This is a genomic window from Helicobacter sp. 23-1046 (assembly GCF_053654635.1).
The window spans coordinates 414,769-436,364 of sequence record NZ_JBSIUS010000001.1 but is presented as its reverse complement, the minus strand read 5'-3'; the positions used below and the strand labels follow the sequence as shown (position 1 = coordinate 436,364).

Here is a 21,596-nt window from a genome sequence, read left to right as displayed (position 1 = left end):
TCCCTTTTAGATTCTAGCCTATGTGATGAAGTGTATTGGCATTTTCACACAATGCCTTTAACATCGCTAAACCATCTACTCCACCGAGCATAGATTCTATCGCACGCTCAGGGTGAGGCATCAGCCCAAAGACATTTTTGTTCTCATTGCACACTCCAGCGATGCAGCCAATAGAGCCATTTATATTGCTTTGATAGCGCAATAAAATTTGATTGTTTTGCTCTAATGCCTGTGCGCTCACCTCATCAATATAATATGAGCCATCGGCGTGGGCGATAGGTAGCGAAATAACGCTATCTAGCGTGTAATCACACAAAAACGCATTGTCATTAGCACATACACGCAAATCTTGCCATTGATGGATAAAATGTAAATTTTCGTTGCGTTTCAATGCACCGGGCAACAACCCAGCTTCACAGAGAATCTGAAAGCCATTACAAATGCCAAGCACATAACCACCTTCTTTAGCAAATCGCTCCACCGCACGCATTATAGGACTAAATCGTGCTATCGCGCCACTACGCAAATAATCTCCATAGCTAAAACCACCGGGAACAACTACAAGTGTGGTCTCATCTGGGAGATTCTCGCATTTATGCCAAATGATTTTTACATTTTCTTTGAGGCTTTTATACGCGTAGGCGACATCTTGTTCGCAGTTTGTGCCGGGGAATTGCAAGATTGCCACACTCATTTATAATGCCTTATGTGTGTTGTTCTTTTTGCTCTCCGCATACATTTTCATCGCTCATTCTCCAAATTGTATTTTATGAGTTCTATTCTTGTGAATCGCATTCTTGCACGCAATATTCTTCAATCACCATATTTGCAAGCAAACTCTCGCACATTTGCTTTGCTTCGCTTAATGCTTGGGTTTTATCGTTGGTTTTTAAAGTAAGGATGATTTGTCGTGCGAGTTTCACACCCTCCACACTTTCAAATCCCTGTGCGTGCAACGCGTGATAAATCGCCTTAGCCTGCGGGTCTAACACACCACTTTTTAATGTTACAATAGCTTTTATACGCATATTCTCCCCTAGCGTAAAATACGGCGTAAAACTTCCTCATACGCGACTTTGACTTCTCCAATACCCTCACGGAATCTATCTTTATCAAGTTTTTGGTTGCTTTGCCTATCCCAAAATCGACAATTATCAGGGCTTATCTCATCGCAAAGCAAAATATTTCCGCTACTATCTCTACCAAATTCAAGCTTAAAATCAATGAGACGCAAATCTTTGGCGATAAAAAAATCTTTGAGAATCTCATTTATCTTGCGTGCTTGTTCTCGCAAAAATTCATTTTCCTCTCTTGTGCTGATATTAAGAAGTTTGCAATGCTCATCATTGATAAGTGGGTCGCCAAGCGCATCATCTTTGTAAAAAAACTCCACAAGCGCAAATGGCAAACACTCCCCCTCTAAAATCCCCAAACGCTTAGATAATGAACCAGCCGCGACATTGCGCACAACCACTTCGATAGGGATAATCCGCGCCTTTTTGCATAACATATTACTCTCATCAATCATTTTGATAAAATGTGTGGGAATCCCTTTAGATTCTAAAAGCTCAAAAAGTGCCGTGCTGATTTTACAATTTAGTGCGCCCTTGCCTTTCTCACTCCCCTTTTTTTGTGCGTTATACGCAGTTAAATCATCTTTAAACTCCGTGATGACTTCATTTGGATTATCCGTAGCAAAAAGCTTTTTCCCTTTTCCTTCATACAGCATTTGTTGTTTATTCATCTTTACTCCTTACATTTTGCTTGTTATTTTTTAAGCACCGCCCACGCACGAAGCATATCAATACCTGTTTTTAACTGAATGTCTTTATAAATGTCTTCTTGGGTTACATCTTTGTTGCTTATTTCTTTTGAATCTTGGGTATTTTTGGATTCTGTGTTTGTTGTTTTGGCATTTTGCTTTTCGTCTTTGATTTTTTCTAATTCACCCTTTAAATGTCGCTTCAAGTCTGCTTCTTTAAGAGAGAAGTTGTTTTCATTCTCTGGCACACTGCCCGGATAAACGACCACATCAGGCTCTAATCCTGTCGCCTGTATCGTGCGCCCGCTTGGAAGATAATACTTTGCAATAGTAAGTTTAATAGCCTCCCCTGCGTCAATTTGCTTCACAGCCTGCACGCTTCCTTTACCAAAGCTCTGCTCGCCGACTAAAAGAGCTCTTTTATGGTCTTGCAACGCTCCAGCGACAATCTCACTTGCGCTCGCACTTCCTCCGTTGATAAGCACAACAAGTGGCACATCAGCATACAATGCGCTCCCGCTTGCTTTAAACTCAACATTTTCACTTTTTTTACGCCCTTTTTGAGAGACAATCACTCCGCTTTTGATAAAAAGCCTTGATAAATCTACTGCTTGGTTGAGTAACCCTCCGGGATTTGAGCGTAAATCAAGCACAATCCCATCAACTTTACCCAGCATTTTAAGCCCGTTGCGCACATTCATCGTTACATTTCTATCAAACGAATTTACACGCACATAGGCATATTTTGTGCCTTGTATTTTTTTAACCTTCACAGAATCTACGCGGATAATATCGCGGACAATGCTATAAACAAGTGGTTTGTTCTCTCCATTACGCACGATGGTAAGCTCAATCTTTGTTCGCGGTTTGCCTCGCATTAGAGCCACCGCCTCATCAATGGTCATATCAAGAGTGCTTTCTTCATTTATCTTTAAAATCACATCTCCGCTTTTTAGCCCCGCTTTATACGCTGGAGTATTGTCAATAGGAGCAATGATAGTAAGCGCACCATCTTTTATACCAAGTGTGATTCCAAGTCCGCCAAACTCACCATCTGTTTGGGTTTTTAAATCATCAAATTGCTTTTTGTTAAGAAAACTTGAATGTGCATCAAGATTCTTTAATAACCCTACAATCGCTTTATCCACGATTTCATCAATGCGCATTTCATCGACATATTCATCTTCAATTTCACTAATGACCTTGCGTAATTTTTTATACGCATCAAGACGATTTTGCTCCTTATTTGTAGCACCAAATCCTACACCTAAACCAAAAACCGCCCAAAGCAACAACCCTAACATCAACATAAACGATATAGGTTTCTTATTCTCTACCATTTGCAACCTCTTTAAATTTGAAGTATTTTTTAAAAAATCCCTTATTCTAGCAAAATTTTCTTACTTTTTTACAAACATAAAATTTTTTGCTATAATCTAACGAGGTATTAACGCCACATAACTCACATAAATGTAGTTTTGCCTATAAGGAAAAATATGCTAAAAAACTTTCTTAACACTTTATTTAGTCCCGAACACAAGACTCGCGTGCTTACGGCTGGCATTTTGATTCTTGCTTTGGTGATAATTTTTACCATAAATAGCATTTTTATTGTTTGGCTTACTTTAGGTGCGCTTTTTGTCGCATCTATTTGTGAGGCACTTCGCTTATATAAAATAGAATCTGCGTTGCATTTTTACCTTGCTAGCGTGGCAATTTGGATTGGAGCGTATCTTTACATTGAACAAAGTGATAATATAAGCGGTGTATTTTACCCAGCACTTATTGTGCTAATGATTTATGCGGGTTACCTTGCTTATACCAAAAGTATTACACCAAAAGTTTTTTGCCCTTTTATTTACCCTACACTCCCATTTTTGGCACTTTTAGCACTTTATGCACAGCACGATAGGCTTGGTCTTGTTTCCCTCATTGTCATTGTGGCTTGCACAGATAGTGCGGCGTATTTTGGAGGCAAGGCATTTGGCAAGACGCCATTTTGTCCAACCTCTCCTAAAAAAACCATTGAGGGCGTAGTCGTTGGTATTTTTACAGGTGGAATTATTGGGAGTTTTTTACTCATAGGATTCACGCCACATTTTTTCCTCTCTGTGCTATATGCGTTTCTTATCGCTATTAGCAGTGTGTTTGGTGATTTATTTGAGAGTTATTTGAAGCGGGAAGCAGAGATGAAAGATAGTGGCAATGTATTCCCCGGACACGGTGGTGTGCTTGATAGACTTGATGCTGTGCTGTTTGGCGGTATTACGATGCTTTTTTTACTCTCATTATTTGAAGTATAGAGCACAGATTCTCTTAATACTATGACGCCAACAACCAACGACACTACACAAACCCTTATCATTCTTGGTAGCACAGGTTCTATTGGGGTGAATGCGCTTAGTGTGGCAAAATCCTTTGACATAAAGATAGAATCTCTAAGTGCTGGGCGTAATATCGCACTACTAAACACCCAAATCAAAGAATACACACCACAAAAAATCTGTATAGCAGATTCCAAAGATAGGGACAAACTTGATACAACCCTTATAAAACAACATAATATTGAGGTTTTTTATGGGACAAGTGGCATTATAGAAATGTTAGAATCAAGCCAATCAAACCTTGTGCTAAACGCCATTGTGGGATTTGCTGGGCTAGCCCCAAGCCTTAAAACAAAGCAATGTGGCAAAAAACTTGCCCTCGCCAATAAAGAAAGTCTAGTGAGTGGGGGCTGGCTTTTTGGTGATTATACTATTACGCCCATTGATAGCGAGCATTTTGGGCTTAGTTACTTATTGCGTGATAAAGATTCTCAAACACTTAAACGACTTATTATCACAGCAAGTGGCGGTGCATTGCGCGATATGCCTCTTATGGAACTTCCAAATGCAAGCCTGCAATCTGCACTCAAGCACCCAAATTGGAAAATGGGGCAAAAGATAACTATTGATAGTGCGACAATGGCAAACAAACTTTTTGAAGTGCTTGAAACATTTTGGCTTTTTGGTGTGCGAGAAATTGACGCCTACATTGAACAAAGCTCACTTATCCACGCATTGGTTGAGTTTATCGATGGCTCTCTTAGCGCGCATTTAAGCGTGGCTGATATGAAACTCCCCATTGCGTATGCGCTAGATTCTACCAAAGCACGCAATCTTGGGCTTATTGCACCATTTGATATGACGAAGTTTTGCAACATTGCGCTTAGAGGGATTGACACAGCGCGTTATCCACTATGGAACTTAAAAGATGAGTTATTAAGCTCACCAAAGCTAGGCATAGTGCTCAATGCAAGCAATGAAATCGCCGTTAATGCGTTCTTGCAAGAAAAAATCACTTTTGGCAACATTGTCAAAATAATAGAATCTGCGTTGCAAAAATTTAGCAATATAAGCTCATTGGGGCTTATGAGTTATGAAGATATAGCTTATGTCGATAACGAGGTGAGGCAATACGCACAAAATCTCATTTAAATTTTTACTAAAGATGCCACGCTAAATTATGATATTTTAAATGTGCCTATTTATAAACTTAGCAGGCAGTTTTGTATGGAGATAGGCTACAAATTTTAGCTAAAAGTTATGAATGCGATAGTATTTTTAGATATAATATATGAAATTTAATATAATTTAAGGAGTGCAAATGAAATTCAAGGTAATTTTAGTGTTTTTATTGGGATTTAGTGTTGCGCAAGCAGAGGTGCTTATCGCTGCAGGTGCTGGATATAAAAAGCCACTAGAAGAAGTGGCAAAAAAGTTTTGCACACTTATGGCAACTTACAGCAAGTTATCGAGCAAGCAAAGCAAAGTGGCAAAATTGATGCAATTTTGGGTGATGAGCGGTTTATTGAACACTCTAAACTTAAAGTCAATACACCAACACCCATAGGCAAGGGCAAACTTGTGCTGGTGGGGAGCAAAAAGGCTAGATTAAAAAAGCTAGAGGATTTGAGCAAGTTTAAGCAAATCGCTCTGCCTGATGCCAAAAAGGCGATTTATGGCATTGCCGCAGTGGAGTTTCTCCAAAATGCAAAACTTTATGAGGATTTGGAATCTAAACTTCTATTTCTTGCTACCGTGCCACAAGTAAGCACATATCTTATCGATGGAAGCGTGGAAGTGGGCTTTATTAACATTAGTGATTATCTAGCTTCTAAAGACAAGCTAGGCACAATGATTGAGATAGATTCTGGTCTCTATTCGCCTATCAACATTAGCATTGCGACTTTAAAAAAATCCAAAAATAAGGAGCTTGGCGCATTTATTGAGTTTGTAAGCACAAACGAAGAAGCAAAAGCAATTTTTGCAAAATATGGATTATAATCTTTTAGAGAGCATTGACTATGCGCCATTTTGGTTGAGTCTCAAAGTTGGCGCGATTTGTGTGCTACTTTATCTTGTCTTTGGGGTGGGACTTGGGTTATTTTTAAGTCACACAAAAGATGTAATTGCTAGCGTTGTGGATATTGTGGTTACCTTACCTTTGGTGTTTCCTCCTATTGCGATTGGATATTTTTTGCTTTTACTGCTTGGACAAAATGGCATATTTGGCTTTTTAGACTTACTTTTTAGTTTTGAAGCAGTAGTATTGGCGAGTTTTATCGCTGGATTACCGCTTGTTGTTAAACCTATAGAATCTGTGCTGGGTGGTAGGATTAGAGATTTAGAAAGCATTGCCTACACACTTGGCAAAGGCAAAATCTACACTTTTATTTTTGTAAGTCTCCCCTGTATTTATAAAACACTCATTAGTTCATTATTTTTAGGGTTTGCCCGCTCGATTGGTGAAGTGGGGATTACACTCCTAATCGGGGAAATATCATTGGCAGAAGTGAGACTATTTCACTAGCAATTTATAATGCCACGCTAGGCGCAGAATATCACAAAGCAAGCTTTTATGCGATAATTTTAGGTATTGTGTGTTTAGGGATTTTTCTTGTCTTGCGTCATTTACAACAAGAACGATAAACAGATTCTAAATCTTCATTGCTCTTGCGCTTTAGTGAGCAAATAAACTTTTTGTCTCTTTTGCTTTTAGAAACAAACCAAAGAGACAAAATAAACCAAAATAACCCTTAATTTTTCTCTTTATTGATGAGCTTGCCTTTGCCAATCCAAGGCATCATTGCGCGGAGTTTTTCACCCACACGCTCGATTCTATGATTTGCCAAGTTTTTGCGCTCTGCATTCATTCGCGCATAGCCAGCCTTGCGCTCTAAGATAAAGTCTTTAGCAAAGCGTCCGTTTTGGATTTCGCTCAAAATCTCTTTCATCGCCTGCTTAGATTGCTCGTTGATTACGCGTGGTCCGCTTACCATATCGCCATACTCTGCGGTGTTTGAGATAGAGTAGCGCATATCCGCTAGCCCGCCTTGATAGATTAAATCCACAATGAGTTTTAGCTCGTGCAAGCACTCAAAATACGCCATTTCTTCAGGGTAGCCAGCCTCTACTAATGTCTCAAATCCCGCTTTGACAAGACTCGTTACGCCCCCGCATAGCACAGCTTGCTCGCCAAATAAATCTGTCTCGGTTTCGTCTTTGAATGTTGTTTCAATGATTCCGCTTCGTCCGCCACCGATAGCGCACGCATAGCTTAGCGCGATCGCTTTGGCATCGCCTTTTGAGGTGTCTTGCTCCACCGCGATTAAATCAGGAATCCCCCCACCAGCGACAAATTCGCTTCGCACCGTGTGCCCGGGAGCTTTTGGAGCTACCATTATGATTCCTATGCCTTTTGGTGCGGTGATTTGCCCGAAGTGAATGTTAAATCCGTGCCCAAAAGCGATGATTTTATCCTCGCTTAAATGTGGCGCAATGTCGCGGGCAAAGACATCAGCTTGCAACTCATCAGGGATTAAAATCATTATAATATCCGCTTTTTTGGTCGCTTCAGGCACTTCTAGCACGGTAAAGCCCTTTGCCTTAGCCTTTTCCCAGCTTTTGCCGCCTTTATACAGCCCGATTATCACCTCTACGCCACTATCGCGCAGATTTTCCGCGTGAGCGTGTCCTTGCGAGCCAAAGCCGATGATTGCGACTTTTTTCTTTTGGATAAGGGCTAAATCGCAATCCTTGTCGTAATACACCTTTAATGCGTTTGATTTTGATTGAGAACTCATTGCAATCTCCTTTTTTAAGTTTAAATTTTAAAAACAGATTTTGGATTATAGGGCAATTTTGTTTAAGATTGTGTAAAAATAGCAAAGATTCTCTAAAATCGCCGAATTTCTCTCGTAAAAATGACACACAATGTAACTATTTTTTTAACTTTTTAGCTTTTTTTGTAAAAATAACCTATATTTTAAGAAAATACAATAATATACAAACATTGTTAAATACATTTAGAAGGAAAGGATAAAAAATGGGTGTAAAACAAGCTCCGGAAAATACTCCGGTTTGGGTAGATGAGACAAGGTGCAAGGCGTGCGATATATGCGTATCTTTGTGTCCAAGTGGTGTGCTAGGAATGCGTAAAGATGATGAGCGAATTTTAGGTAAAATCATCACGGTAGCGCACCCTGAGAGTTGTATCGGGTGCTATGAATGTGAGTTGCATTGCCCTGATTTTGCAATTTTTGTGGCGGCTAAAGGTGAGTTTAAATTCGCTAAACCAAGCGCAGAAGCTAAGGAACGCGCTCAACGCGTAAAAGACAACAAGTTTATGCTTGTAGATTAAAGGTAAGGAGAAAGAATGCGAGAGGTCATTACAGGCGGAAATGAATTAGCAGCAACAGCTGCAATAGATGTGGGTTGTAGTTTTTTTGGGGGCTATCCAATCACGCCCTCATCAGAGATTGCACACGAAATGAGTGTGCTTTTACCAAAAAGGGGAGGCAAGTTTATCCAAATGGAAGATGAAATCGCTGGTATTTCCGTAGCTTTGGGAGCAGCGATGAGTGGTAAAAAGGCGATGACAGCGACTTCTGGTCCGGGCATTTCACTTAAAGCCGAGCAAATTGGCTATGGCTTTATGGCTGAGATTCCATTAGTAGTGGTTGATGTGATGCGCGGTGGTCCATCCACAGGATTGCCTACACGCGTTTCACAAGGTGATATAAATCAAGCAAAAGCTCCAAGCCACGGAGATTTTTGCTCCATTGCCATTGCCGTTGGGAATCTAAGCGAGGCTTATACACAAACCGTGCGGGCGTTTAACCTTGCAGAAAAATATATGACGCCTGTGTTTTTACTCCTTGATGAGACTATCGGGCATATGCACGGAAAGGCATTTATCCCTGATTTAGAAGAGGTTAAAAAGATAGTTGTCAATAGAGAGCAATTCAAGGGCGACCCTAAAGATTACAAACCTTATGGAGTGCAAGATGGCAAGCCTGCGGTGCTTAATCCGTTCTTTAAGGGGTATCGCTACCACATTACGGGGCTTCATCACGGACCAACAGGATTCCCAACAGAAGATGAAAAACTCTCACAAAACCTCATCGATAGACTTTTTAGCAAGATTCAAAACAATGTCGATGACATCGTAGAATGCGAGGAATATGAACTCAATGACGCTGAAATAGCGATTATTGCGTATGGCTCAGTGTCATTATCTGTGCGTGAAGCAATTAACAAACTTCGCAAAGAGGGCAAAAAAGTGGGAATGTTCCGCCCTATCACAATTTGGCCTAGCCCACGCAAACAGCTAGAATCTCTAGGTAAAAAAGTGCAAAAAATCCTCGTAGTCGAGTTAAACAAAGGACAATACCTCGAAGAAATTGAGCGCATTTTATGTCGCAAAGTAGCCTTTTTAGGCAAAGCAAACGGCAGGAGCATATCTCCTAGCGAAATCATCAAAAAAATACAGGAGTTGTAAAATGGCATTTAATTACGAAGAATACTTACGAATGGACAAAATGCCCACACTATGGTGCTGGGGCTGTGGAGATGGAGTAGTGCTAAAGTCTGTGATTAGGGCGATTGATTCACTTGGGTGGAAAATGGACGATGTGTGTATCGTCAGTGGGATTGGTTGTAGCGGGAGATTCTCATCTTATGTGAATTGTAACACCGTGCATACTACACACGGCAGGACACTAGCGTATGCTACGGGGATTAAACTTGCAAACCCTGATAAAAAGGTCATTGTCATCTCTGGTGATGGCGATTCTATGGCGATTGGTGGGAATCACACCATTCACGCGTGCAGGCGCAATATTGACATTAACCTCGTGTTGATTAACAACTTTATCTATGGGCTCACAAACTCACAAACCTCGCCAACTACGCCAAAAGGCTTTTGGACGGTTACAGCGCAATACGGTAACATTGACAATTCGTTTAATCCTTGCGAGCTTGCGATGTCTGCTGGTGCGACTTTTGTAGGGAGAGAGAGCATTTTAACGCCTAAAAAGTTAGAGAAACTTTTTGTTGAGGGCTTCGCACACGAGGGCTTTAGCTTCTTTGAAGTGCATAGTAACTGCCACATCAATCTTGGGCGTAAAAACAAAATGGGCGATGCAACCAAAATGCTTGAGTGGATAGAATCTCGCATTGTCCCTAAAAATAAATACGACACGCTTAGCGATGAGGAAAAAATAGACAAATTTCCAACAGGTGTGTTAAAGCACGAAACAGGAAAAATGGAATACTGCAAGGCTTATGATGAAGTCATTAAAAAAGCGCAAGCTCAAGGAGGACATTAAAATGGAACATCAACTTCGTTTTACAGGTGTGGGCGGTCAAGGCGTGCTACTTGCGGGGGAGATTCTCGCGGAGGCAAAGATTAAAGATAAAGGCTTTGGCGTGAAGGCTTCTACTTATACTTCTCAAGTGCGTGGTGGTCCTACTAAGGTGGATATTTTGCTTGATGGCGATGAGATTTTATATCCTTATGCCGATGAGGGTGAAATTGACTTTATGCTCTCAACCGCACAAGTGAGCTACGAGCAGTTTAAAAGTGGTGTCAAAGAAGGCGGAATCATCGTGGTAGAATCCAACCTCGTGCATCCAAGTGATGAGGATAAGAAAAAATATAGAATCTATGAGATTCCAATCATTAGCATTGCTAAAGAAGAAGTGGGAAATGTCGTAACGCAATCAGTCGTGGCATTAGCAATCACCGTAACAATGACAAAATGCGTGGATAGAGACCTTGTATTCCACACAATGCTAGAAAAAGTCCCAGCTAAAGTGCAAGAAGTCAATAAAAAGGCGTATGAGCTAGGTGAGAAATACGCACTCAAAGCACTTGGATAAACAATACAATACAGATTCTCTTAAATTACACATAATTTAGAGAATCTTCCAAACCGCAAAAATCTATCGTGCAGAAATCATCGCAATGCGAGATTCCTACACTGCATCAAAAACCAAGCAAAATCAATTTATGTTTTTTAATATATTTAACTTTCTTAATTTACAATCTCCAAGTTGCCCCACAAAAGCAACAAATTTAACATAAAAGGAGATTGCAATGAATATCAGCGCAAGAAATCAAATTAAAGGCAAAATCACAGACATTCAAAAGGGTTCAGTAAATGCCATTGTGAAAATCGACATTAGTGATGGCAACACTATTAGTGCGACCGTTTCACTAGAATCTATTAGCGAGTTGGGCTTAAGTGTAGGCAAAGAAGCCTATGCAATCATCAAAGCAACTTCGGTAATCGTGGGCACAAAGTAGCCAAAAATCCATTAAATGCGTAAAACGCGCTTAATAACTTCCACTCTTACTTAACATTTTTTAATTAAACTTCACTCACACTATAAACATAAATTTCGCCAACAACACGACAATTACAGCAATGCCAAAAACAATGGGGTGTGTATATTTGCCAAGTGGATTTGGACGCTTAAAGATATAATACATTGAAAGCGAAAATGCCGCTAAGCCAAAAATACTCAACGCAAAAATTGCCTTTATAATAAGCAATGTTTGGAATGGACTTTCAAAATATCCCTTATCCCCGCCAATATAGCTAGAGAGCATAGCCCCACCACTTAAAATAAGCAAAAGCAAGCAAGGTGGCATTATCTTTGTCTCAATGCTTCCTAAAAGACTTTTTACCTCGCGTGCCTTTTGCTCGTCTAATCGCTTAAACACATATCCTAAAATGACCACATCAGTAAATAAAAATCCTACGAAAATGATAGCGCAACACAAATGCACAATCACAAGATAGGGATATATCACTTCCATACAAACTCCTTATTGTGTAAATTTACTCTATTAAATCATATATATCTAAGCAAACGATAAACGATACTACTTTTAGAATGGATTTTATGGTATGTTGAAACACAGATTCTACAAAGTAAGAATAAAATTTGCTAGAATCTAAGGTAAATTACCTTTTAAGGAGTGCAAAATGAAAAAAGCAATGATTTTATTTGGTGTCGTGGCGTTGGGGATTTCCCTTAGTGCGTGTGCGAAGAAAAAGCCCATAGGCTCATATCAAGCTGCGCAATGTGAAACTCAATGCACAAAGGGCGAGTGTAAGCAAACTTGTGTAGGGATTGAGGGCAACTACTATAAAAAATAAAAACCCGCAAATGAATACCAAATCCCTAAAATCCCCGCGTCTTAAAACCTCCCTCTTGCGCAAAATCTTTACCGCCGCATCGATTCGGCGGTGGAATGACCAAGCCTGCCCTGTGGAGTTTGTCGAGCTAGATAAGCAAGCACACAAAATGGTGATTGCCTACTTGCTTGCACGCTATGAGGAGCATTTCCACAATGCCACAATCGATTGGGAGCGACTTATTTTGCAGTTTTGCTATGAGTTTTTTGAGCGCGTGATTTTGACTGACATTAAACCCCCTGTGTTTCATAAGCTCATCACTCGGCACAACAAAGAGCTAGTGAAATTTACTTTGGCAAATCTAGAATCTGATTTGGGAGCATATAATTTTTTTGACAATATGGGCGAGTATCTCACTTCTAGCGAACATATTTCAAGCGAAGTTGCTAGCCAGCATAGCGCGCACATTAGTCGTGGCAAATCTTTAGAGAGTGAGATTTTGCAAGCGGCGCATTATTACGCGTCAAAATGGGAATTTGACATTATTTATCACTTTAACACCAAAATGTATGATGTGCAAAATATCAAAAAAATCATCGACAAGCAAGTCGAGGGGCATTATCACCTAGCGGGAATGCAGCAAATCGCACTCTATGAAGATGTGCGCGAACTCATCACTATGCTAGGGCAGCTTCGATTTCAAAAGCGATGGAGTCAAACCCCTAGAATCCCCGAAACCTCCGTGCTAGGACACACGCTCGTAGTCGCGCTAAGTGCGTATTTGCTAAGCCTAGATTTAGGCGCGTGCAAAGCGATGCGGATAAATCACTTTCTTTGCGGGCTTTTCCACGATTTGCCAGAAGTGCTAACCCGCGACATAATCTCGCCCATAAAGCACAATGTGCTAGGACTAGATGAGTATATAAAGCAAATCGAAGCTGAAGCGGTGGAGGAGAAAATCCTCTCAAAAGTGCCAGAAAATATCAAAGATGATATTGTGTATTTCACGCAAAATGAATTTGCCAATCGCTACAAAATCGAATGCTTTGCGCATTATGCAAAATCGAGCGAGGAGCTTTTTTCGCGATTTAACGCTGATGAATACGAGCCAATTTGCGGGGAATTTTTAAAAGCGTGCGACCATTTGAGCGCGTATTTGGAGGCAAAGATTTCTATCACGCACGGGATTTCTAGCAGGGATTTAATCGATGGCGCACAAGGAATCTTAGAAAAACGCGGGAGCGAAGTGATAAACGGACTTGACATAGGCGCGGTATTTAGGGAGTTTGAGTAGGAAAGTGCGCTAAAAAGCAGGTTGGCTAAAGATTTGGCTATAATGACAAGATTTTAAAATTTAAAGGAGTGTCAAATGACTTTAGTTATAGAAAATGTCAAAGAAGAATTTTTGCCAGATTTTGTCAAAATGGCAAAAACTGCAAATGCCACAATCACACAAAAAGAGGGCAACACAATCGATAAAAAGGAAAGCTTTGATTTTAAAGCATTGCAAAAAGAAATGCTAGAGGATTTAAAAAAACCTCAAAATTACGCGGTATTTGAGAGGCTAAAAGATAAATGAAATACCTCTCACTTGATGATGTTATCGCTTTGCACGATGATATTATGGATACAATGGGCGGGCTAAATGGCTTTGATAAATCGCGTGTAGCCTATTTAGAATCCGCGCTAGAGCATATACAAAATGATGATTTCTACCCTAGCTTCTTAGATAAACTCACTCATTTAATCTTTTGCTGTGTGAAATTCCACCCATTTTTAGATGGCAACAAACGAAGCGCGATTTACCTAGCAAAAGCATTTATCAAGCTAAATGCACCGCAAAATCTACCAAGCGATTTTTACGCCAAGCTAGAAGATGTCGTAGTAAATGTCGCAAGCGATGAATTAAGCAAAGAATCCTTACACGACTTTTTGGCAAAACTTTTGGGACTATGAATGCCACGATTTAGCAGGACAAATCTAGGCTAAAAATTTCGTTATAATGACAAGATTTTAAATGTAAAGGCTAGCAAATGCAAACATATTTCCCACTTGATATTAGCGAAGAAGCACTCAAAGCGCGCGTAGCAAAGGAGTTTTTTGCACCATTTGATTACGAGCCTTTTGGCAAAATCGATTTTTGTATAAGCTACCGATACGACACAGAATCTTTGCATTTTCTTTGGGCAGAAGCAAAAAAGGGCAAAAGCGATATTTACGCCTCATTTGTCCAGCTGATTTTGACTATCGGCAAAGCCGATTTGTATGAGGATATGCTACCTCCTGCGTTTTTGGGTGCGTTTGATTGTGAGAAAATCGCTTTTATCCAATACCACGAAATAATGAGCATTTTTAGCCAAAATGATTTTAATTGGAATGTAGCTCCAAGCGATTACACCACCAAAGAATTTAAGCAACTCCACGCCAAAATCAAAAGCCTACTAGAATCAAAAAGCCTTATTTTTGATTTTGGGCAAGACAGGGCAGAGCTAGAAAATTTCATCGCCACTAATTTCACGCTAAGCAACAAAAATCTCTCCAAAATCCCCATAACCAAAAACAACTTTATTGCTATTTATACCAAATGGCTAGCGTGCGTAAAGCCTAGCATTAGCATTGATTGGGAGGCAGAGAAGCCAGAGATTTTAGATAGCGATTTTTATCTAGCCGATTTGCTAAGCTATGATAATACCACCAAAGCCATCTATGAAAATCTTAGAATCTTGCTTGATAAAGACCATTATCGTATCGCCTTAGAGAAGCTAAAAAGTGGCAGGCTAAATATTAGCGAAGTGTTTTTCAAAGATTCTCAAAAAGCGCATAGCAAGTTTTGGAATATCTATGAGCGACCGCCTAAAGAGGAGTTTTGGGATTATATCATTAAGCGGCGTGATTTGCTCGTGCCTCAAGACATACGCGAGCGCAAGGGAGCATTTTTCACGCCACAAATATGGGTGCAAAAAGCACAAGATTATCTAGCGTTAGCCTTAGGGGAGGATTGGCAGGAGGAGTATTATATTTGGGATTGTGCCGCAGGGACTGGCAATCTGCTTGCAAATCTAAGCGATAAATACAAAATTTACGCAAGCACGATAGATAAAGCCGACATAGACATAATGAAAGAGAGAATCCAAAATGGCGCAAATCTCTGCGAGGAGCATATTTTTGCTTTTGATTTTCTCAATGATGAGTTGTTTGACACGGTGGATAAAAATGGCAAAATCATCGCAGAATCCAAACTCCCAAAATCCCTGCAACATATCATCAAAAATACGCCACAAAAGCTAGTGATTTTTATCAATCCGCCGTATGCGGAGGCAACTTCGGGCAAAACTCCCGCAGGAACGGGAAAAAATAAAGCAAAAGTTGCGCGAGAGAATATGATTTGCGAGCGATATAAAGATGAGCTAGGCAAGGCAAATAATGAGCTTTTCGCGCAGTTTTTTATGCGAATTTATAAAGAGATTTCAAACTGCATTTTGGGGAGTTTTTCTACGCTAAAATATGTCAATTCTACAAATTTTATAAAATTTAGAGAAACCTTTCAAGCAAAATTTTTGAAAGGTTTTATTTGTCCTGCTTATTCGTTTGATAATGTCAAAGGGCAATTCCCTATCGGCTTTTTGGTGTGGAATCTAGGCGATAAAAAAGAAATCAAAAAAATAAAAGTGGATATTTTTAATGACAGCAATAAAAAAATAGGCAAAAAGAAATTGCAAGCAAATCCAAAGGAGAGCATCAATAAATGGATAAAACAATTTGACAATAAAAGCGCGGAATCTAATAAAGATAAATTTTTAGGATATTTATGTAATCCATCACCAGATTTTCAGCACAACAACCAAATGTATATTTCGCAGAAAAAGGGAATTGAGCATTTTAATTTTTGGGTTATGAGCGCGAAAAATTTTGCTGTTGGTTGCGTATATTTCGCGGTGCGTCAAGCGATAAAAGCCTCGTGGATAAATGACAGAGACCAATTTTTGTATCCAAATAAAAAATGGCAACAGGACACAGAATTTCACAACGATTGCCTTGCTTTCGCGCTTTTTCACTCCCAAAATCGCATTTCTTGTCATATTGAGCGAAGCGAAATATCTCAAAACAAAAACAATAGAGATACTTCGCTTGCTTCGCAAGCTCAGTATGACAACAATAGCGGATTTATAAACCATTTTATCCCATTTAGCGAAAAAGAAGTCGGAGCAAAAAGCGCGTTTGCTAGCGACTTTATAGTGCGCTTTATCAATGGCAAAATCAAAATAGATTCCCAAAAATCACAAGATTCTTTAAACCTTTATAAGCAATCGCGCGACTTTATCCCCACAAAGCCACTAGCATTTAGCAAGGAAGCGCAAGCCGTATTTAACGCAGGGCGAGAGATTTGGCGATATTATCACGCAACTGCAAGTGATAAAAAATCTCCACAAAGCCTAGCAAACCCCTACGCACCTTACAATCCAAATGCAAGCCTCTATGATATAAAAGAGTTTTTCAAAGGACGCAAAATAAGCGAAAAAGAGGGCGAAAATGGCAAAAACAAAAAAGGCAAGCTAAACGCCACAAGCAAAGATGAGTATTTTAACGCGCTTATGTCTAGCCTAAATGTAGCCCTTGCAAACCTCGCCCAAAAAATCGAACCAAAAATCTATGAATACAAGTTTTTGATGGAGTAGCAGTTACATTACACGCGCTTTGGTAAAGTTGATAAAAATTCCTCTAAATTAAACTTCGCGCGGTGATTATGCGTAAAGATATGCACCATTACATCGCCCAAATCCGCGATAAGCCAATCCTCACTCTCCTCATCAGTGGCGTAAAACACCACACCCCTCTCCTTTAGCTCACTTTTAAGATAATCAAGCAACGCATAGGAATGCTTGCCAGCCATAGCCGTAACGATGATGACAAACTCTACTAAGTATTCCCTCTCGCGCATATCCCCGACATAAATGTCCTCGCCCTTTTTCTCCTCTAAGAGCGTGATAATGTCTTGCACTTTATCTTTTACTTCCAATTTTTATCCTTGTGTAATCAAATTATCGCGCTATTATAGCAGATTCTCGTAGTAAGCTATGCAGTGGTGGCGGAATTTGCCCCATAATGCGCTCCACCCCAAATCGCACCAAATCCTCCCTAAGTGATGAGGAGGCGATATGGTGGCTTAGAGGCAAAAAATGCGCGCGCAAAATCTTTGAATGCTTTGGACTTGGTTGCGTGCTTTGTGGATTTGGAGAATCTAATCGCACACAAAGTTCCTCCAAAGCGTGTGTAAAGTCCGATTCACTCGCACCATCTCTGCCAAATACCACAAATTCTACGCGCCTAGCAAGCTCATCAATCTCTCTCCACTGCCCCAAAGAGACAAAACTATCAAACCCGAGCAAAAAATACAGCTTTTGCACGCCTTGCGTTTGAGAGAGAAACTTCACACTCTCAATGCTATAAGTTACCCTGTTTTGCGTGATTTCAAAATCACATACTTTGAGAATCTGTGTGTTGTTTTGCGCGTTAATGTGCGTGGCTATGCGCTCACACATCGCTAGTCGTGTTTGTGGGCTCAATGCACTTTGATTCTTAAAAGGCGAGCAAAATGTGGGAAGCAAAAAAAGATGTTGGACACAAAAATGTCCTAAAAACTGCTCAACTATCGCTAAATGCCCATTATGAAATGGGTCAAAGCTCCCGCCAAAAATTGCTATTTGTGGGGCTTTTATATCGTTTGCATTGATGTTTTTGTCGTTTTTATGGATGTTTGTATTCATTTCGCCCACCATAAATATGGGTCAAATCCGTATATTGGTGCGATTGCTGGCATAGCGATTTTGTCATTCCAATACGCCACGCGATAGCCCTTAGCGTGAAAATGCGGAATCGTGTAAAATCCCCATAACAAGATTCTATCTAACGCCCTGCCATAAGCTATTTTCTCTTCTTCGCTCTTTGCGTTGATAAGCCCCTCGATAAGTCTATCGACATTGTTATCCTCAATGCGTGCGTAGTTTCGCCCTCCAGCATTTCGCGCTGCTTCACTCCCCCAATAAAACCTCTGCTCGTTGCCCGGATTTAAGCTCTGCCCCACAAGCTCAACCACCATATCATATTCAAAATTTCGCAAGCGATTAGTGTATTGCGTATCATCGACTTTGGTAAGTTTGACTTCAATGCCAAGTTTTTGGAGATTTTTCATAAATGGCAGACAAATACGCTCAAACCCGTCATAATTGATAAGAATCTCAAACGCCAACCGCTTGCCTTGAGAATCCACAAGATAACCATTTTGGAATCTAAATCCAGCTTTGGCTAAAAGTGCGCTTGCGTATTTAAGATTCTCTCTTTTGTCTTGCCCCATAACCTTTGCATTATCCAAATGCTTTACCCCAAGCCAATTTATCCAGCCAGATTGTATATTTGCAGGCAGGGCAAAATCCGTGCGCGGGACAATAAAATGCTGTCCTAAAATGCGCGTATCATTGAGTTTTAATTGACTTAAAATATGTCGCTCTAATCCCTTAGGAATCCCACTAGAAGCAAAACGCGAATTATCAAAAATGTTAATTGTGCGTTCATATTGATTAAAAAACAAATTGACATTACTCCACTCAAAGTCAAACGCATAAAAAATCGCCTCACGCACGAGGGGATTGGCAAAAAATTCATTTTTGGTGTTAAAGAAAAATCCTTGAAATGTGCTTGGAAGTTTGTTTGGAATGACTATTTTTGAGAGGAGATTCTCTTTGTTGCTTTGATAATCTTTCGCCCACACTTTCGCGCTACTCTCCACGCGCCAATCATACTCTCCAGCTAAAAACGCTTGTTGCGCGATTACGGGCTCTTTGTAATACTCGATTATAATGTTTTCAAAGTTAAAAAATCCCTTTCGTGCAGGGTGATTTTTCGCCCAATAATGTGGATTTTTTTTAAAAACAATTTTGCGCCCTACATCATAAGATTCCACGCTGTATGCTCCACTTCCCACAGGATTTTGCAAGGGATTTTCCCCAAAAGTATTTTTCTCTCCCTGCATAAAAATATGCTTTGGCAAAATAGGAAGTTGCGCTAAAATAAGGGGTAATTCGGAGTTTTGGTTGTTTTTAAAATAAAAGCGCACTTTAAAAGTAGAGAGAATCTCCACACGCTCTACATCTGCGTAATACCGCTGATATTCGATTTTACCAAGCGTTGTTAATGTCTCAAAGCTAAATTTCACATCTTGGGCGGTTATTTTCACACCATCGCTAAAGCGTGCGTTTTCATTCAAATGGCATTCTAAGTAAAATCCCTTAGAATCTATAATAAACTCCTTTGCAATCAATCCATACTCCGTAGCCGCCTCATCAAGGCTACCCACGCCAAGTGTATCATACACTAAGGCTAAAATATTGCCCTCTGCGTTGCCCTTTTGCACAAATGGATTAAGCGAGTTAAAACTCCCCACTTGATGACTTCGCAAAGTGCCACCTTGTTTTGCATTAGGATTAGCGTATTCAAAATGGGTGAAGTTTTTTGGATATTTTGGCGTGCCAAAAAGCGCGATAGCGTGCGTAGAATCTACACCAACCGTATAAGAAATCACACACGCAACAAAACAAAAGATTTTTTTCATCGGCTTACTTTATGCTTCATAGATTCTAAAATGCTACACTTTTTGTGATGATTTGCAAAACTTACGCAACATTTCATTAGCAAAATTTTAGCAAAAAAGGGGAAACTTGCAACTCTACATTCACATTCCATTTTGTAACTCTAAATGTGGCTACTGCGCGTTTAATTCTTTTGTCAGCAAACAAGAATCTTACACGCCTTATATAAATGCGCTTTGCAAAGACATCACAGCCTCACTCAATACACTTAAAGAGCGCGAGCCAAATACAACACTTCAAAGTGTCTTTATCGGTGGAGGCACGCCAAATGTGCTAGATTCCACATTTTATCAAAAGGTTTTTGCCTGCTTTAAGGATTTTTTAGATTCGCAATGCGAGATTAGCATAGAGGGGAATGTCAATCTCATCACGCGTTCTTGGTGTGAGGATTTAATCGCAATGGGAGCAAATCGCTTAAGCATAGGTGTGCAAAGTTTCAATGCAAAAAAACTTGCATTTTTAGAGCGCGAACATTGCATTAAAGATATTTTTCAAGCATTTGAAAATGCGCAAAAAAGCGGGTTTAAAAACATAAATTGCGATATTATCTTTGGCACACCACTTGATGATGAAGCACTCATACAAAGCGAATGTGATAATCTCGCAAAGCTCCCATTAACGCATATTTCAGCATATTGCCTAAGCATTGATGAGGGCTCGCGATTTGCGCTTAAATCACCACCAAAAGAGAATCTTAGCCAAGATTGCGTAACTCAAGCACAAATACTCAAAGAGCGATTTTTTACGCAAGGGTTTAGACAATATGAAGTCTCAAACTACGCAAAAGATGGCTACACCTGCAAGCACAATCTTGCTTATTGGCAGGGCAAAGAGTATGTAGGCTGTGGGTGTGGAGCGGTTGGGAGGATTGAAAATGTGCGTTACAAAGCAAATACCACACTCCAAGAATATATCAACAATCCACATTTTAGGGAAAAAGAAATTTTAAGCAAACAGGATTTAGACTTTGAAGAAATTATGCTTGGATTGCGTTGTGAGGTGGGAGTGGATTGCCAAATGCTCAATCCACAAAATCTCCAAATCCTCGTAGAATCTAATCAAATATATATACAAAAAAATGGGATAAAAAATATGGCGGTAGCCAGAGATTTCCTCCTTGCTGATGAAATTACACTATGGCTTAGCGAGAAGCGTTAAAATAACAAATTGTAAATAAAAATACATTATAATATCTTAAAAACAAGGGGGAACAATGCAAGAAAACAAAGAAAAAAAATATCGTCCAAATGTCGCTGCAGTCATTCTCTCGCCAAAATATCCAAGTGAGTGCGAATTTTTCATCGCCCATAGAAGTGATTTAAAAGGTGCGTGGCAGTTCCCACAAGGTGGAATTGATGAGGGAGAAACACCCGAACAAGCATTATTACGAGAGCTAAAAGAAGAAATTGGCACAGATGAAGTAAAAATCCTAGCCCAGCACAACGATTGGGTGAAATACGATTTCCCTGAAAGCATTAGCAAAAAAATGTATCCTTACGATGGACAGATTCAAAAATACTTCCTTGTATGCTTACAAAGTGGAGCAAAAATCAATCTCCAAACACAAGAACCAGAATTTAATGAATACAAATTCGTCTCATACAAAGAACTTTTTGCCTATATTACACACTTCAAAAAAGGCGTGTATAAGGAAGTTTTATCCTATTTTAGAAGCGAGGGATTTATTTAGGTGTGTTTGCATTTACCTTTTTTGGCTCATAAA

At 39.8% G+C, this 21,596-nt stretch carries 24 protein-coding genes and 1 pseudogene; 16 read left to right on the top strand and 9 right to left on the bottom strand.

What is annotated here, in order from left to right:
* Positions 1-13 precede the first annotated feature (13 nt).
* The 4 genes and pseudogenes from purQ to ACWIUJ_RS02070 all read right to left on the bottom strand — a co-directional run.
* Positions 14-694: a phosphoribosylformylglycinamidine synthase subunit PurQ gene (purQ, locus tag ACWIUJ_RS02085; RefSeq protein WP_454168656.1), complete on the bottom strand. Its 681-nt coding sequence runs from the start codon at positions 692-694 to the stop codon at positions 14-16.
* 82 nt (positions 695-776) lie between these two features.
* A complete protein-coding gene (purS, locus tag ACWIUJ_RS02080) occupies positions 777-1,028 on the bottom strand; it encodes a phosphoribosylformylglycinamidine synthase subunit PurS (protein ID WP_454168655.1) in 252 nt (83 codons plus the stop codon).
* A gap of 8 nt (positions 1,029-1,036) precedes the next feature.
* The gene (purC, locus tag ACWIUJ_RS02075) at positions 1,037-1,744 is read right to left on the bottom strand and encodes a phosphoribosylaminoimidazolesuccinocarboxamide synthase (RefSeq protein WP_454152187.1); all 708 of its coding nucleotides are present in this window, start codon (positions 1,742-1,744) and stop codon (positions 1,037-1,039) included.
* Between the two features lie 23 nt (positions 1,745-1,767).
* A pseudogene (locus tag ACWIUJ_RS02070) lies at positions 1,768-2,994 on the bottom strand (S41 family peptidase); the annotation flags it as partial.
* Between the two features lie 264 nt (positions 2,995-3,258).
* Here ACWIUJ_RS02070 and ACWIUJ_RS02065 point away from each other — a divergent pair.
* The 4 genes from ACWIUJ_RS02065 (at position 3,259) to ACWIUJ_RS02050 (ending at position 6,613) form a co-directional block, all read left to right on the top strand.
* The gene (locus ACWIUJ_RS02065) at positions 3,259-4,065 is read left to right on the top strand and encodes a phosphatidate cytidylyltransferase (protein ID WP_454168654.1); all 807 of its coding nucleotides are present in this window, start codon (positions 3,259-3,261) and stop codon (positions 4,063-4,065) included.
* A 21-nt stretch (positions 4,066-4,086) separates the two neighbouring features.
* The gene (gene dxr, locus ACWIUJ_RS02060) at positions 4,087-5,238 is read left to right on the top strand and encodes a 1-deoxy-D-xylulose-5-phosphate reductoisomerase (protein ID WP_454168653.1); all 1,152 of its coding nucleotides are present in this window, start codon (positions 4,087-4,089) and stop codon (positions 5,236-5,238) included.
* Positions 5,239-5,523: 285 nt separating this feature from the next.
* Complete coding sequence (gene modA, locus ACWIUJ_RS02055; RefSeq protein ID WP_454168652.1) at positions 5,524-6,087, top strand: molybdate ABC transporter substrate-binding protein; 564 nt, start codon at positions 5,524-5,526, stop codon at positions 6,085-6,087.
* Positions 6,077-6,613 carry a molybdate ABC transporter permease subunit gene (locus tag ACWIUJ_RS02050; protein WP_454168650.1) on the top strand — a complete coding sequence of 179 codons (537 nt, stop codon included), beginning with the start codon at positions 6,077-6,079 and terminating at the stop codon, positions 6,611-6,613. Before modA ends, ACWIUJ_RS02050 begins: the two co-directional genes overlap by 11 nt.
* 226 nt (positions 6,614-6,839) lie before the next feature.
* On the opposite strand, the gene ilvC is transcribed toward ACWIUJ_RS02050, so the two are convergent.
* Positions 6,840-7,886, bottom strand: a complete 1,047-nt coding sequence (ilvC, locus tag ACWIUJ_RS02045) for a ketol-acid reductoisomerase (protein ID WP_454152181.1) — start codon at positions 7,884-7,886, stop codon at positions 6,840-6,842.
* A 242-nt stretch (positions 7,887-8,128) separates the two neighbouring features.
* Between ilvC and ACWIUJ_RS02040 the strand changes: the two genes are divergently transcribed.
* The 5 genes from ACWIUJ_RS02040 (at position 8,129) to ACWIUJ_RS02020 (ending at position 11,392) form a co-directional block, all read left to right on the top strand.
* Entirely contained in the window at positions 8,129-8,443 is a 315-nt protein-coding gene (locus ACWIUJ_RS02040; protein ID WP_454152180.1) for a 4Fe-4S binding protein, read from the top strand.
* A gap of 15 nt (positions 8,444-8,458) precedes the next feature.
* The gene (locus ACWIUJ_RS02035; RefSeq protein WP_454152179.1) at positions 8,459-9,583 is read left to right on the top strand and encodes a 2-oxoglutarate synthase subunit alpha; all 1,125 of its coding nucleotides are present in this window, start codon (positions 8,459-8,461) and stop codon (positions 9,581-9,583) included.
* A 1-nt stretch (position 9,584) separates the two neighbouring features.
* Positions 9,585-10,412: a 2-oxoglutarate ferredoxin oxidoreductase subunit beta gene (locus ACWIUJ_RS02030; protein WP_454152178.1), complete on the top strand. Its 828-nt coding sequence runs from the start codon at positions 9,585-9,587 to the stop codon at positions 10,410-10,412.
* A 1-nt stretch (position 10,413) separates the two neighbouring features.
* The gene (locus ACWIUJ_RS02025; RefSeq protein ID WP_454152177.1) at positions 10,414-10,965 is read left to right on the top strand and encodes a 2-oxoacid:acceptor oxidoreductase family protein; all 552 of its coding nucleotides are present in this window, start codon (positions 10,414-10,416) and stop codon (positions 10,963-10,965) included.
* Positions 10,966-11,182: 217 nt separating this feature from the next.
* The gene (locus ACWIUJ_RS02020) at positions 11,183-11,392 is read left to right on the top strand and encodes a TOBE domain-containing protein (protein ID WP_454168648.1); all 210 of its coding nucleotides are present in this window, start codon (positions 11,183-11,185) and stop codon (positions 11,390-11,392) included.
* 75 nt (positions 11,393-11,467) lie between these two features.
* Here ACWIUJ_RS02020 and ACWIUJ_RS02015 read toward each other — a convergent pair whose 3' ends face one another.
* Complete coding sequence (locus ACWIUJ_RS02015; RefSeq protein WP_454152175.1) at positions 11,468-11,908, bottom strand: copper resistance protein CopD; 441 nt, start codon at positions 11,906-11,908, stop codon at positions 11,468-11,470.
* Between the two features lie 169 nt (positions 11,909-12,077).
* Here ACWIUJ_RS02015 and ACWIUJ_RS02010 point away from each other — a divergent pair, with 169 nt between their 5' ends.
* The 5 genes from ACWIUJ_RS02010 to ACWIUJ_RS01990 all read left to right on the top strand — a co-directional run bounded on the left by ACWIUJ_RS02010 (position 12,078) and on the right by ACWIUJ_RS01990 (position 16,906).
* Positions 12,078-12,251 carry a hypothetical protein gene (locus ACWIUJ_RS02010; RefSeq protein ID WP_454152174.1) on the top strand — a complete coding sequence of 58 codons (174 nt, stop codon included), beginning with the start codon at positions 12,078-12,080 and terminating at the stop codon, positions 12,249-12,251.
* A 10-nt stretch (positions 12,252-12,261) separates the two neighbouring features.
* Positions 12,262-13,524: an HD domain-containing protein gene (locus ACWIUJ_RS02005; protein WP_454168647.1), complete on the top strand. Its 1,263-nt coding sequence runs from the start codon at positions 12,262-12,264 to the stop codon at positions 13,522-13,524.
* 75 nt (positions 13,525-13,599) lie between these two features.
* Positions 13,600-13,809: a hypothetical protein gene (locus ACWIUJ_RS02000; RefSeq protein WP_454152172.1), complete on the top strand. Its 210-nt coding sequence runs from the start codon at positions 13,600-13,602 to the stop codon at positions 13,807-13,809.
* On the top strand, positions 13,806-14,186 hold the full coding sequence (locus ACWIUJ_RS01995; protein WP_454168645.1) for a type II toxin-antitoxin system death-on-curing family toxin: 381 nt from the start codon (positions 13,806-13,808) through the stop codon (positions 14,184-14,186). The genes ACWIUJ_RS02000 and ACWIUJ_RS01995 overlap by 4 nt, the downstream gene beginning before the upstream one ends.
* 77 nt (positions 14,187-14,263) lie before the next feature.
* Positions 14,264-16,906: a hypothetical protein gene (locus ACWIUJ_RS01990; RefSeq protein ID WP_454168644.1), complete on the top strand. Its 2,643-nt coding sequence runs from the start codon at positions 14,264-14,266 to the stop codon at positions 16,904-16,906.
* 8 nt (positions 16,907-16,914) lie between these two features.
* On the opposite strand, the gene rsfS is transcribed toward ACWIUJ_RS01990, so the two are convergent.
* The 3 genes from rsfS to ACWIUJ_RS01975 are packed head-to-tail and all read right to left on the bottom strand — an operon-like array spanning position 16,915 to position 19,836.
* Complete coding sequence (rsfS, locus tag ACWIUJ_RS01985) at positions 16,915-17,247, bottom strand: ribosome silencing factor (RefSeq protein WP_454152169.1); 333 nt, start codon at positions 17,245-17,247, stop codon at positions 16,915-16,917.
* Between the two features lie 22 nt (positions 17,248-17,269).
* Complete coding sequence (gene nadD / locus ACWIUJ_RS01980; RefSeq protein ID WP_454168643.1) at positions 17,270-17,995, bottom strand: nicotinate (nicotinamide) nucleotide adenylyltransferase; 726 nt, start codon at positions 17,993-17,995, stop codon at positions 17,270-17,272.
* Positions 17,992-19,836 carry an extracellular solute-binding protein gene (locus ACWIUJ_RS01975; protein ID WP_454168641.1) on the bottom strand — a complete coding sequence of 615 codons (1,845 nt, stop codon included), beginning with the start codon at positions 19,834-19,836 and terminating at the stop codon, positions 17,992-17,994. The genes nadD and ACWIUJ_RS01975 overlap by 4 nt, the downstream gene beginning before the upstream one ends.
* A gap of 106 nt (positions 19,837-19,942) precedes the next feature.
* Here ACWIUJ_RS01975 and hemW point away from each other — a divergent pair, with 106 nt between their 5' ends.
* Both hemW and ACWIUJ_RS01965 read left to right on the top strand, forming a co-directional pair.
* Positions 19,943-21,031 carry a radical SAM family heme chaperone HemW gene (hemW, locus tag ACWIUJ_RS01970; RefSeq protein WP_454152166.1) on the top strand — a complete coding sequence of 363 codons (1,089 nt, stop codon included), beginning with the start codon at positions 19,943-19,945 and terminating at the stop codon, positions 21,029-21,031.
* 55 nt (positions 21,032-21,086) lie between these two features.
* Positions 21,087-21,563 (top strand): RNA pyrophosphohydrolase, encoded by a 477-nt coding sequence (locus ACWIUJ_RS01965; protein WP_454152165.1) that lies wholly within the window; start codon positions 21,087-21,089, stop codon positions 21,561-21,563.
* The last annotated feature ends 33 nt before the right edge of the window (positions 21,564-21,596 follow it).